Annotated in this window: 12 protein-coding genes and 1 other annotated feature; all 12 genes read left to right on the plus strand. The window is 39.7% G+C overall.

Annotated elements, in window-relative coordinates; translation table 11 throughout:
• The first annotated feature begins 37 nt into the window (after positions 1-37).
• The 12 genes from sigH to AC1DUW_RS02665 all read left to right on the plus strand — a co-directional run bounded on the left by sigH (position 38) and on the right by AC1DUW_RS02665 (position 13,537).
• A complete protein-coding gene (sigH, locus tag AC1DUW_RS02610) occupies positions 38-670 on the plus strand; it encodes an RNA polymerase sporulation sigma factor SigH (protein ID WP_098175004.1) in 633 nt (210 codons plus the stop codon).
• Positions 671-870: 200 nt separating this feature from the next.
• A complete protein-coding gene (rpmG, locus tag AC1DUW_RS02615) occupies positions 871-1,020 on the plus strand; it encodes a 50S ribosomal protein L33 (RefSeq protein ID WP_082527447.1) in 150 nt (49 codons plus the stop codon).
• A 54-nt stretch (positions 1,021-1,074) separates the two neighbouring features.
• On the plus strand, positions 1,075-1,257 hold the full coding sequence (secE, locus tag AC1DUW_RS02620; RefSeq protein ID WP_098174992.1) for a preprotein translocase subunit SecE: 183 nt from the start codon (positions 1,075-1,077) through the stop codon (positions 1,255-1,257).
• A gap of 257 nt (positions 1,258-1,514) precedes the next feature.
• On the plus strand, positions 1,515-2,048 hold the full coding sequence (gene nusG / locus AC1DUW_RS02625; RefSeq protein ID WP_053349075.1) for a transcription termination/antitermination protein NusG: 534 nt from the start codon (positions 1,515-1,517) through the stop codon (positions 2,046-2,048).
• A gap of 174 nt (positions 2,049-2,222) precedes the next feature.
• On the plus strand, positions 2,223-2,648 hold the full coding sequence (rplK, locus tag AC1DUW_RS02630) for a 50S ribosomal protein L11 (RefSeq protein WP_053349074.1): 426 nt from the start codon (positions 2,223-2,225) through the stop codon (positions 2,646-2,648).
• A gap of 104 nt (positions 2,649-2,752) precedes the next feature.
• Entirely contained in the window at positions 2,753-3,445 is a 693-nt protein-coding gene (gene rplA / locus AC1DUW_RS02635; RefSeq protein WP_477641944.1) for a 50S ribosomal protein L1, read from the plus strand.
• Positions 3,446-3,495: 50 nt separating this feature from the next.
• Positions 3,496-3,646 (plus strand) — a sequence feature (ribosomal protein L10 leader region).
• A gap of 39 nt (positions 3,647-3,685) precedes the next feature.
• A complete protein-coding gene (gene rplJ, locus AC1DUW_RS02640) occupies positions 3,686-4,186 on the plus strand; it encodes a 50S ribosomal protein L10 (RefSeq protein ID WP_053349072.1) in 501 nt (166 codons plus the stop codon).
• A 63-nt stretch (positions 4,187-4,249) separates the two neighbouring features.
• Positions 4,250-4,609, plus strand: a complete 360-nt coding sequence (gene rplL / locus AC1DUW_RS02645) for a 50S ribosomal protein L7/L12 (protein WP_053349071.1) — start codon at positions 4,250-4,252, stop codon at positions 4,607-4,609.
• A 190-nt stretch (positions 4,610-4,799) separates the two neighbouring features.
• The gene (locus AC1DUW_RS02650) at positions 4,800-5,405 is read left to right on the plus strand and encodes a class I SAM-dependent methyltransferase (RefSeq protein WP_477641951.1); all 606 of its coding nucleotides are present in this window, start codon (positions 4,800-4,802) and stop codon (positions 5,403-5,405) included.
• A 238-nt stretch (positions 5,406-5,643) separates the two neighbouring features.
• The gene (gene rpoB, locus AC1DUW_RS02655; protein WP_053349070.1) at positions 5,644-9,213 is read left to right on the plus strand and encodes a DNA-directed RNA polymerase subunit beta; all 3,570 of its coding nucleotides are present in this window, start codon (positions 5,644-5,646) and stop codon (positions 9,211-9,213) included.
• Positions 9,214-9,394: 181 nt separating this feature from the next.
• Positions 9,395-12,994 carry a DNA-directed RNA polymerase subunit beta' gene (rpoC, locus tag AC1DUW_RS02660; protein ID WP_098174991.1) on the plus strand — a complete coding sequence of 1,200 codons (3,600 nt, stop codon included), beginning with the start codon at positions 9,395-9,397 and terminating at the stop codon, positions 12,992-12,994.
• Between the two features lie 294 nt (positions 12,995-13,288).
• Positions 13,289-13,537 carry a 50S ribosomal protein L7ae-like protein gene (locus tag AC1DUW_RS02665; protein ID WP_034305040.1) on the plus strand — a complete coding sequence of 83 codons (249 nt, stop codon included), beginning with the start codon at positions 13,289-13,291 and terminating at the stop codon, positions 13,535-13,537.
• Positions 13,538-13,575: the final 38 nt, after the last annotated feature.

The raw sequence follows: 13,575 nt of genomic DNA on the forward strand, positions 1-13,575 counted from the left end.
CAGGTCAGGGGGATATAATGTGGGTCTCAAATTCGGAATGAAACTGAACGAAAAGTATCTGCAGTTTGATGATGATGAATTGATAGAGTTGGTACACACTGGAGACAGTGAAGCGCTGGATTACTTGATCCAAAAGTATCGTAATTTTGTTAGAGCAAAGGCAAGGACTTATTTCTTAATTGGTGCAGATAAGGAAGACATCGTTCAAGAAGGTATGATTGGTTTATATAAAGCCGTCCGTGATTTTAAAGGTGATAAGTTATCCTCCTTTAAAGCGTTTGCCGAACTATGTATTACGAGGCAGATCATTACAGCTATTAAAACAGCAACGCGTCAAAAGCATATTCCGCTCAATTCCTATGTTTCCCTGGACAAGCCTATTTATGATGAGGAATCCGATCGAACTCTTATGGATATAATATCGGGTACAAAAGTTTTAGACCCGGAAGAGCTGATTATCAATCAAGAAGAGTTTGACGATATCGAATTAAAGATGGCCGAGCTTCTGAGTGATCTGGAGAGAAAAGTGTTAGCTCTTTACCTAGATGGACAAACTTACCAAGAGATTTCGGAAGAGTTGAACCGACATGTAAAGTCAATCGACAACGCCCTTCAGCGGGTGAAAAGAAAGCTCGAGCGCTATTTGGAAGTAAGGGAAATCAGTTTATAATCCCTCCGCTTTTTCCGCTTAATCTCATCTGTCCCATCTCCACTTGGAAGTTTTATTCACTAAGATTTAAAATTGGATGTTAAGAAACAAAGGTTTTCGATACACGATATCTTGGATGGGCTCAGCCTGCTTTATTATTGACAATAAAAGACAGTCGTGATAAGGTTTTATGGATATAGTAGATAGGATAGGTGTATCAAATGAGAAAAAAAATTGTTCTAGCTTGTACTGAATGTGGTTCAAGAAATTATAGTTATGAAAGTAATCAATCAACAAGCAGCGAACGCCTTGAAATAAAGAAATTTTGTAGTACATGCAATTCACACGCGATTCATAAAGAAACGAAATAACCGTTTTATTAATAGATTAACAAAGAAGCTGTCTAATGCTTGGAGGATACATTCATGAAACGCATGACCGAATTTTTCAGCGGAGTGGCTCGCGAAATGCAAAAAGTAAGCTGGCCGAAACGCAAAGAGCTTACCAAATATACAATCGTGGTAGTAACAACTGTATTGTTTATGGCTTTATTCTTTACGGTGGTAGATTTGGGCATTTCCGAATTAATTCGCTTAGTTATTGAATAAGAGATTCGAAAATAAGGTATAATAGTGATAGAATAATATGTGTCAGCAGAAAAGCCCGGAAACGGGTTTTTTAATTTGTCTTTTTTAAGAAGTGAAGAAGTTCAAAATTCAGCACTGCTGTGAAATGAATTATCACAATATATTCTAGTTAAGTCGGGATAACGCCGGGGATTGATTTTTGGCTAAAACGTTCAAAGATAAAGTTTAATAAAGAAAATGATTGTTGCAGGGAGGGAAGGACGTTAAAGTCCTAACACATGGAAAAGAATTGGTATGTAGTTCACACCTATTCAGGTTATGAGAACAAGGTTAAGGCTAACTTGGAAAAACGTGTTGAAACAATGGGGATGGAAGACAAAATCTTTCGAGTTGTAGTTCCTGAAGAAGAAGAAACAGAAATTAAAGATGGCAAAAAGAAAGTAACGAAAAAGAAAGTATTCCCAGGGTATGTACTAGTGGAAATCATTATGACGGACGATTCCTGGTATGTAGTTCGGAATACACCTGGCGTAACAGGTTTTGTGGGTTCGTCAGGAGCCGGATCTAAACCGACAGCGCTTCTTCCTGAAGAAATTGAAGTCGTTCTTAAGCGGATGGGCGTTGATGAAAGCAAAATCGAAGTTGATTTTGAAATCGGCGATACCGTTCAGGTTAAAGAAGGACCATTTGCAACCTTTGCAGGTCCTATTGAAGAACTTGATAAAGATAAAGGTAAAGTAAGAGTTCTAGTTAATATGTTTGGCCGTGATACGCCAGTTGAACTTGACTTTAATCAAGTGGAAAAATTATAAACGGAAAAAAACTTGAAATTGCCATTTGAAAGTGGTAAAATTTCAAAGGTCAGTATGTTTCAATTTTTAGGCCTCAACGATACAAGTATTCTTTATTAATATATAAAGAATTCAAGATGAGTGGGAGGGTATATCCCTATTACCACATCACGGACTTATAAGGAGGTGTGTCTCGTGGCTAAAAAAGTAATTAAAATGGTTAAATTGCAAATTCCTGCTGGTAAAGCGAATCCGGCTCCCCCAGTTGGTCCTGCATTAGGTCAAGCTGGTGTAAACATCATGGGATTCTGTAAGGAGTTCAACGCTCGTACAGCAGATCAAGCTGGTCTAATTATTCCTGTTGAAATCACGGTATTTGAAGACCGTTCATTTACATTCATTACAAAAACTCCACCCGCTGCTGTATTGCTTAAGAAAGTAGCAGGTATTGAGTCTGGTTCTGGTGAACCTAACCGTAAAAAAGTTGCTACAGTCAAGCGTGATCAAGTGCGCGAGATTGCTGAAACTAAAATGCCTGACCTAAACGCTGCAAACGTTGAAGCTGCAATGCGTATGGTTGAAGGTACTGCTCGCAGCATGGGTATTGTCATCGAAGACTAATCCATGTAATTGCTATTTGTTTCTACGGGGTTRCGATTGATACTCGCAACCTTTATTCGTGGGAGGTTGTACCGTTAAAACCACAATTTAGGAGGATTTATATCATGGCTAAAAAAGGTAAAAAGTATCTTGAAGCAGCTAAGCTTGTAGAAGTTTCTAAGGCTTATGCTGTAAGTGAAGCAATCGAAGTTGCTAAAAAAGCTAACTTCGCAAAATTCGATGCAACTGTTGAAGTGGCTTTCCGTTTAGGTGTAGACCCTAAGAAAGCAGACCAACAAATTCGTGGAGCAGTTGTTCTACCGAATGGTACTGGTAAAACTCAACGCGTATTAGTATTCGCTAAAGGCGAAAAAGCAAAAGAAGCTGAAGCTGCTGGTGCTGACTACGTTGGCGAATCTGACTACATCAACAAAATCCAACAAGGTTGGTTCGAATTCGATGTAATCGTTGCGACTCCAGACATGATGGGTGAAGTTGGTAAACTTGGTCGCGTATTAGGACCTAAAGGTTTAATGCCTAACCCTAAAACAGGCACAGTTACATTTGATGTAACAAAAGCTGTTAACGAAATCAAAGCTGGTAAAGTTGAATACCGCGTAGATAAAGCTGGTAACATCCATGCTCCAATCGGTAAAGTATCTTTCGAAGATGCTAAACTAGTGGAAAACTTCACTACTATCTATGATACGTTAATGAAAGTAAAACCTGCGGCTGCTAAAGGAACTTACATGAAAAATATTTCTGTAACAACTACAATGGGCCCTGGTGTGAAAGTTGATTCTTCTTCTTTCAAATAAATAATTGACATTCCAAAACTATTATTGTTATAATATGTTTTGTTGTGAATAAATGAATATCATTTGTACCGTAGACAGTAGGTGCTCAACTAGAGCTTAATTCCMTGCCGAGGTAATTCGATAATAATAGTCGTTGACTATGACCTTTGAAATTACTGCCTTCATGTCTGCAATAGAGATGAAGGCTTTTTCTTTGAAACGGTATAAATGTTTTCAAGCAAATCTACAGGAGGTGTAAGGATGAACGCAATTATTGAACAAAAGCAAAAAATCGTTGCTGAGATTTCTGAAAAATTAACTGCAAGCCAATCAACAGTAGTTGTTGACTACCGTGGATTGACTGTTGCTGAATTAACAGAACTTCGTAAGCAACTTCGTGATGCTGGCGTTGAGTTTAAAGTTTACAAAAACTCTTTAACTCGTCGTGCTGCTGAAAGTGCTGAACTTAGCTCTTTGAACGAATCATTAACAGGACCAAACGCAATTGCATTCTCAACTGAAGATGTTATTGCGCCAGCAAAAATCCTTAACGATTTTGCGAAAAAACATGAAGCGTTAGAAATCAAAGCTGGAGTTATCGAAGGAAATGTTGCAACTGCAGAAGAAATTAAAGCTCTTGCAGAACTACCTTCACGCGAAGGCCTACTTTCAATGCTACTCAGCGTGCTACAAGCACCTATGCGCGGACTTGCTATTGCTACAAAAGCAGTTGCAGATCAAAAAGAAGAACAAGGCGCGTAAGCTAACCGCTTATTTAGCCTATTGATTCAAAAAAAAACCAACCATTTCGAGGAGGAAATAACAATGACTAAAGATCAAATCTTAGAAGCAGTTAAAAACATGACTGTTTTAGAATTAAACGACCTTGTAAAAGCAATCGAAGAAGAATTTGGCGTAACTGCTGCTGCACCTGTAGCTGTAGCTGCTGCTGGTGGCGCTGCTGCTGAAGAGCAAACTGAGTTTGATGTAATCCTTACATCTGCTGGAGATCAAAAAATCAAAGTTATCAAAGCTGTACGTGAAGTTACAGGTCTTGGACTTAAAGAAGCAAAAGAACTTGTTGACAACACTCCAAAAGCAATCAAAGAAGGCGCTTCTAAAGAAGAAGCTGAAGAAGTTAAAGCTAAACTTGAAGAAGTTGGAGCTGGCGTTGAAGTTAAGTAATCTTGCATAAACAAAAAGCTCGCTATCACTGGCGGGCTTTTTTCTCTTCATTTTAAAGAAAATGACGGAAAATCGTTGTTAATAGTTTGGTTAAGAGATTCTACAAACTTAACGGTATGCAAGTATCCATTCTTCAAATCTCTTCTCTCATTAAATCTTCAATATTCCTTTCTGATAGGGGGAGATGACTCTGACAGAGCATTACTACTCACATAAACCGGATGTCGTAAGCAATCCGAAATTTTGGGATTTTACATTAAAGGGACGTACTTTCCGCTTCAAAAGCGATAATGGCGTTTTTTCAAAAAAAGAAGTTGATTTTGGTTCTCGTCTTTTGGTTGAAACCTTTAACCTTAATGAAGCTGTGGAAGGAGATATTCTTGATGTAGGTTGCGGTTATGGACCAATTGGAATATCAATTGCAGCAGCTTATCCCGATAGAACGATAGAAATGATTGATATAAATAGCCGGGCAGTTGAATTGTCAAAAGAGAATGCCGCTTCTAACGGGATCGCCAATGTAAAAATATTCGAAAGTGATCGTTTTGACAAAGTTGGCTCCAATCAATTCGCTGCAATTCTTACAAACCCTCCCATTCGCGCAGGTAAAAGTGTTGTCCACGAAATTTTAGAAGAAAGCTATCAAAGTTTGGTAGCTGGTGGAGAATTATGGGTTGTCATTCAAAAAAAACAAGGTGCACCATCCGCCATTGATAAAATGGAGCAATTATTTGGAAATATTGAAGTGCCAGTTAAGAAAAAGGGTTACTATATACTATTATCCAAAAAGGTTTGACTCTAAATTTTCGCTATGTTAGTATTATAAAATGCATATATATAATTCCGTAACTATGCAATTTTTATACCATTGGTGTATAACCAATGGATAATATGGGAAAAATATATAAATAATAGTTCGTTTTATGAGAAATAGTGGTTTTTAAAATAAAAACCATTTTCTTTTTGTCTATGGAAATGATTCCTTTTCCGAGGCAAATTGATCCTTATAACGCTTGATTTAAGGGGTGAATCAGTTGACAGGTCAACTTGTTCAGTATGGACGACATCGCCAACGTAGAAGTTATGCAAGAATCAGTGAGGTTTTGGATCTTCCGAATCTGATTGAAATTCAAACAGCTTCTTATCAATGGTTTCTAGATGTAGGTTTAAAAGAAATGTTCCAGGATATTTCTCCTATTGAGGATTTTACAGGTAATTTATCATTAGAATTCATCGATTACAGCCTAGCTGAACCGAAGTACTCTGTGGAAGAAACGAAAGAACGCGATGTAACTTACTCTGCTCCACTTCGTGTGAAAGTGCGCCTTGTTAACAAAGAAACAGGGGAAGTAAAAGACCAGGATGTATTTATGGGCGACTTCCCTCTGATGACTGAAACAGGTACATTTGTCATCAATGGTGCAGAACGGGTAATTGTATCCCAATTAGTGCGCTCACCAAGTGTTTACTACAATGGTAAAATGGATAAAAACGGTAAGCTTGGATTCTCTGCGACCGTTATTCCTAACCGTGGCGCATGGCTCGAATACGAAACAGATGCCAAGGATGTTGTGTATGTTCGAATCGATCGCACTAGGAAATTGCCTATTACGGTATTGATGCGTGCGCTTGGATTCGGAACCGATCAAGAAATTATTGATTTAATCGGTGACAATGAATACCTTCGTAACACTCTTGAAAAGGACAACACTGAGAGTGTGGAAAAAGCATTACTAGAAATTTATGAGCGTCTACGCCCGGGTGAACCACCTACAGTCGATAACGCGAAAAGTCTTTTAGTATCCCGCTTTTTTGATCCAAAACGTTATGATTTAGCTAACGTAGGTCGTTATAAAATAAACAAAAAACTGCATATTAAGAACCGTTTGTTTGGGCAACGTATTGCGGAGACTTTGATTGATCCAGAAACAGGGGAAATTATAGTTGAAAAAGGTACAATGCTTGACCGTCGTACTCTTGATAGAATTCTGCCTCATATTGAAGCGGGAATCGGTTTTAAAACATTCCACCCATCTGGTGGTGTGGTAGAAGAAGAAACTCTTCTTCAACCTATTAAAGTATTTGCACCAAACGATGCTGAAGGCGAAAAAGTGATTAATATCATCGGTAATGCTTACGTGACCGACCAGGTTAAAAACATTACACCGGCTGATATCATTTCTTCTATTAGCTATTTCTTTAACTTATTGCATGGTGTAGGAATCACAGATGATATTGACCATTTAGGAAACCGTCGTCTGCGTTCTGTTGGTGAATTGCTGCAAAACCAATTTAGAATTGGTTTATCTCGTATGGAACGTGTCGTTCGTGAAAGAATGTCTATTCAGGATACGAATACAATCACTCCACAGCAACTAATTAACATTCGTCCAGTTATTGCATCTATTAAAGAATTCTTTGGAAGCTCTCAGCTTTCTCAATTTATGGATCAAACTAACCCGTTGGCTGAGTTGACGCATAAACGTCGTCTATCTGCATTGGGACCTGGTGGTTTAACACGTGAACGTGCGGGCTTTGAAGTACGTGACGTTCATTACTCCCACTATGGCCGTATGTGTCCGATTGAAACGCCTGAGGGACCAAATATTGGTTTGATTAACTCATTATCTAGTTTCGCAAAGGTAAACCCGTATGGTTTCATAGAAACACCATATCGTCGTGTTGATCCTGAGACAGGTAAAATTACTAGCCAAATTGATTACTTAACAGCTGATGAAGAAGATAACTATGTAGTTGCTCAAGCGAATGTTCGTCTATCAGATGACGGATCATTCCTTGATGATGACGTCGTTGCTCGTTTCCGCGGTGAAAATACCGTTGTACCGCGTGACCGCGTAGATTACATGGATGTATCTCCTAAACAGGTTGTATCTGCCGCGACAGCATGTATTCCTTTCTTGGAAAATGATGACTCCAACCGTGCCCTTATGGGAGCGAACATGCAACGTCAAGCAGTACCTTTACTGCAACCGGAAGCCCCACGAGTTGGAACAGGTATGGAATATGTTTCAGCGAAGGACTCTGGTGCTGCTGTCATCTGTAAACATCCTGGAATCGTAGAACACGTTGAATCACGTGAAGTATGGGTACGTAGGGTAAGTGAGGTTGACGGACAGCAAGTAAAAGGAAACATTGATAAATATCGTTTATTAAAATTCATCCGTTCCAACCAAGGAACGTGCTATAACCAACGCCCAATCGTAAGTGTTGGTGACAACGTTGTAAAAGGTGAGATTCTTGCTGATGGTCCTTCAATGGAAAAAGGTGAGTTAGCGCTTGGACGTAACGTATTAGTTGCCTTCATGACTTGGGATGGATATAACTATGAAGATGCCATCATCATGAGTGAACGTTTAGTTAAAGATGATGTGTACACTTCTATTCATATTGAAGAATATGAGTCTGAGTCCCGTGATACGAAATTAGGACCGGAAGAGATCACACGTGATATCCCGAATGTTGGGGAAGATGCGCTTCGCAATCTTGATGAGCGCGGAATTATCCGTGTCGGCGCTGAAGTAAAAGACGGAGACCTTCTAGTTGGTAAAGTTACGCCTAAAGGTGTAACAGAATTGACTGCTGAAGAACGTTTATTACATGCAATTTTCGGTGAAAAAGCACGTGAAGTACGGGATACATCACTTCGTGTACCTCACGGCGGCGGTGGAATCGTTCTTGATGTTAAAGTATTTAACAGAGAAGATGGCGATGAACTACCCCCTGGTGTAAACCAACTTGCGCGTGTATATATCGTTCAAAAACGTAAGATCCACGAAGGCGATAAAATGGCTGGACGTCATGGTAACAAAGGGGTAATCTCTAGGATTCTTCCTGAAGAAGATATGCCTTACTTACCAGATGGCACACCGGTCGACATCATGTTAAACCCATTGGGTGTACCATCACGTATGAACATCGGGCAGGTGCTGGAGCTTCACTTAGGTATGGCAGCACGCGCGCTTGGCATTCATGTAGCATCGCCGGTATTCGATGGTGCTACTGAGGAAGATGTTTGGGGTACGATTGCAGAAGCTGGGATGTCCCGCGATGCAAAAACTGTCCTTTATGACGGACGTTCAGGTGAAGCATTCGATAACCGTGTGTCTGTTGGTGTCATGTATATGATTAAACTTGCACATATGGTTGATGATAAACTTCATGCTCGTTCAACTGGACCATACTCCCTTGTTACGCAACAGCCACTTGGTGGTAAAGCGCAATTTGGTGGACAGCGTTTCGGTGAGATGGAGGTATGGGCACTTGAAGCTTATGGTGCTGCTTATACATTACAAGAAATCCTTACCGTTAAATCAGATGATGTCGTCGGTCGTGTGAAGACTTACGAAGCGATTGTCAAGGGTGAAAATGTCCCTGAGCCTGGTGTCCCTGAATCCTTCAAAGTATTGATTAAGGAACTTCAAAGCTTAGGATTGGATGTTAAAATTCTTAATGCCGAAGACCGTGAAATTGAAATGCGTGACTTGGAAGATGAAGAAGAAGCCAACCAAGCAGACAAATTAAGCCTTGATTCAGAAACAAAAGATATGGTTGCTTCAGAAGTAGGAGCACCAGCTAAAGAATAAATTAAATATACACATCAATTTATATATTATCCGCTCTGACTGGCAGCAAGATGTTTCTTTTAAGATCCTGCTGCCTTGTTAGAGTCTTATTGATTCAATCAACCATCATCCGGTGTAGATTGCCTGATATTAAGACGGCAATCAAGGGTTAAACCTGGAGATTAAAAGGGAGGTAGGCCCCTTGTTAGACGTTAATAATTTCGAGTATATGAAAATTGGTCTTGCTTCGCCAGACAAGATTCGTTCTTGGTCCCATGGAGAAGTTAAAAAACCAGAAACAATCAACTATCGTACGTTAAAGCCAGAAAAAGACGGTTTATTCTGTGAGAGAATTTTTGGACCTCAAAAGGACTGGGAATGTCATTGTGGAAAATATAAACGTGTTCGTTATAAAGGCGTAGTTTGTGACCGTTGTGGCGTTGAAGTCACTCGTGCTAAGGTTCGTCGTGAACGTATGGGTCATATTGAGCTGGCAGCTCCAGTTTCACACATATGGTATTTTAAAGGAATTCCGAGCCGTATGGGACTTGTTCTTGATATGTCTCCGCGTGCATTGGAAGAAGTTATTTACTTTGCATCTTACGTGGTAACTGAAACAGGCGATACAACTTTAGAGAAGAAACAGCTTCTTTCTGAAAAAGAATATCGTACATACCGTGAAAAATACGGTAAGAAGTTCCAAGCAGCGATGGGTGCGGAAGCTATTAAAAAACTTTTACAAGACATTGATACGGAAAAAGAAGTAGAGTCGTTGAAAGAAGAGCTTAAAACAGCTCAAGGACAACGCAGAACCCGTGCAATTAAACGCTTGGAAGTGCTAGAAGCATTCCGTAACTCTGGTAATGAACCTTCATGGATGATACTAGACGTGCTACCGGTTATTCCACCGGAACTTCGTCCAATGGTACAACTTGATGGCGGTCGTTTTGCTACATCTGATTTAAATGATTTATATCGTCGTGTTATCAACCGTAATAATCGGTTGAAAAGATTATTGGACCTTGGAGCACCAAGCATTATCGTTCAAAACGAAAAACGTATGCTTCAAGAAGCTGTCGATGCTTTAATCGATAATGGCCGTCGTGGTCGTCCAGTAACTGGACCTGGTAACCGTCCATTAAAATCTTTATCTCATATGTTAAAAGGTAAACAAGGCCGTTTCCGTCAAAATCTTCTTGGTAAACGTGTTGATTACTCTGGTCGTTCTGTTATCGTAGTTGGACCTAACTTAAAGATGTACCAATGTGGTCTGCCGAAAGAAATGGCGATTGAATTATTCAAACCATTCGTTATGAAGGAACTAGTTCAAAGAGGTTTAGCGCATAACATCAAATCTGCTAAACGTAAGATTGAACGACTATCTCCTGAAATTTGGGATGTGCTGGAAGAAGTTATTAGAGAACACCCGGTACTACTGAACCGTGCACCGACTCTTCATAGACTTGGTATTCAAGCATTTGAACCAACTCTTGTTGAAGGTCGCGCAATTCGTTTGCATCCGCTTGTATGTACAGCTTACAATGCTGACTTTGACGGTGACCAAATGGCGGTCCATGTTCCTTTATCTTCTGAAGCTCAGGCAGAGGCTCGTATGCTAATGCTTGCTGCGCAAAATATTTTGAATCCTAAAGATGGTAAACCTGTTGTTACACCTTCTCAAGATATGGTATTAGGTAACTATTACTTAACATTGGAAAGAGAAGGCGCTATCGGTGAGGGTATGATCTTTAAAGATACAAGTGAAGCGTTGCTTGCATACCAAAATGGTTATGTACACTTACATTCCCGTTGTGCTGTGCATGCATCATCACTAAATAACGAAACATTCACGGAAGAGCAAAATAGCCAACTCCTAATAACAACTGTTGGTAAATTGATCTTCAATGAAATTTTACCAAAATCATTCCCGTATATTAACGAACCAACACGTTATAATTTGGAAACAAAAACTCCAGAGAAGTATTTCGTGGAAAAAGGCGCTGATATACCTGAATTGATTAAGGCTCAACCCGCTATTGATCCATTCAAGAAAAAAATTCTTGGAAATATTATTGCGGAAGTCTTTAAACGTTTCAAAATTACCGAAACTTCTAAAATGCTAGACAGGATGAAAGATCTTGGTTTCAAATATTCGACAAAAGCAGGTATTACCGTTGGTGTGGCTGATATTGTTGTTTTAAAAGAAAAACAAGAAATCATTACTGAAGCTCAAACGAAAGTAGATAACGTCCTAAAACAATTTAGACGGGGTCTAATTACGGAAGATGAGCGTTATGATCGCGTTATCTCAATCTGGAGTGCCGCTAAGGATACCATTCAGTCGAAACTTATGGACTCTCTGGACCGACGCAACCCAATCTTCATGATGAGTGACTCCGGTGCCCGTGGTAATGCATCCAACTTTACGCAGCTTGCGGGTATGCGTGGATTGATGGCCAACCCGGCTGGACGTATCATTGAATTACCGATTAAATCAAGTTTCCGTGAAGGTTTAACAGTGTTAGAGTACTTTATCTCTACACATGGTGCTCGTAAAGGTCTTGCTGATACAGCACTTAAAACAGCCGATTCCGGTTACCTTACACGCCGACTAGTTGACGTAGCCCAAGACGTTATCATTCGTGATGATGATTGTGGTACAGACCGCGGCTTGAAAATTTCTGCCTTGAGAGAGGGTACGGAAATAATCGAGCATCTTGAAGAACGTCTAGTAGGCCGATATGCAAGAAAAGCGATTAAACATCCAGAAACAAATGAAGTGATTGTAGCTGAAAACGATCTTATCACTGAGGATCTGGCTAATTATATTGAATCTCTTGGTATTGAAACAGCATGGATTCGTTCTGCCTTTACATGTAACACTAGTCATGGTGTATGTAAAAAATGTTATGGACGTAACTTGGCTACTGGTCAAGAAGTTGAAGTGGGCGAAGCAGTTGGTATTATTGCTGCTCAATCAATCGGAGAACCAGGTACACAGTTAACGATGCGTACATTCCATACTGGTGGGGTTGCCGGAGATGATATTACTCAAGGTTTACCTCGTATCCAAGAAATATTTGAAGCGAGAAATCCTAAAGGTCAAGCTATCATTTCTGAAATCGAAGGAACAGTTGTTTCGATTAATGAAATCCGCGATAAACAACAGGAAATCGTTGTTCAAGGTGCAGTTGAATCACGCACTTATACTGCGCCGTACACAGCGCGTTTAAGGGTAGCTGTTGATACAGCCGTACGTCGAGGCGAAGAGTTAACAGAGGGTTCAATCGATCCGAAAGAATTGCTGAAAGTTACTGATGTACTTACTGTTCAGGAATACCTGCTTCATGAAGTACAAAAAGTATACCGGATGCAAGGGGTAGAAATCGGTGATAAACACATCGAGGTTATGGTTAGACAAATGATGCGTAAGGTCCGTGTGCTTGACGCTGGTGAAACTGAAGTTCTTCCAGGAACATTATTGGATGTTAACCAGTTTACAACTGCGAACACAGATGCATTACTGACTAGCAAATTACCTGCTACTGGACGTCCTGTATTACTAGGTATTACAAAAGCATCTCTAGAAACGGATTCCTTCTTGTCCGCAGCGTCATTCCAAGAAACAACTAGAGTCTTGACGGATGCAGCAATTAAAGGAAAACGTGATGAATTGCTTGGACTTAAAGAAAATGTTATCATCGGTAAACTTGTCCCTGCAGGAACAGGTATGCTTCGTTACAGAAAAGCTAACCCTGTCGTTGTTGGTGGCGAAAGCACAGATACAGTAACAGTAGATTAAATGAAATATGACCAGCTCATCATTAAAACTGAAGACCGGACTCCTTTATTATGGAGGAGTTGAAGGATCAGAATTTATTGAGCTGGTCTCTCTTAATAAGAACGACTAACTAAATAGACGAGTGAAAACTCGCTTTATTTCTATTTTAGGCAAAGTGAATATCTTAATAGTATTATGTAAGGAAAACCTTTTGCTTAAATTAATTTTTTGAAAGAAGTTGACAGTATCCGACTAAAAGTGATACTATAGCAAAGGTGCTCCTATGTTACCCTGTAACTTTGGAGGATATGGACCATGTCTTATGAAAAAGTAATACAGGCAAAGTCAGTGATTATAGGGACGAAACAAGCAGTTAGAGCTCTGAAAAACAATTTAATTCAAGAAGTTATCATCGCTGATGATGCAGATATATACTTGACTGGGCGTGTCGTTGAGACCGCTAAAGAATTGGATGTTCCTATCACATATGTTGATTCGATGAGAATGCTTGGCAAAGCATGTGGTATTGATGTCGGAGCAGCAACTGTTGCCATTAAAAAGTAAAAATGTTTTTGCAATAATATTTGCAAAGACTTTGTTTT

Source organism: Peribacillus sp. P4_C12, assembly GCF_056402095.1.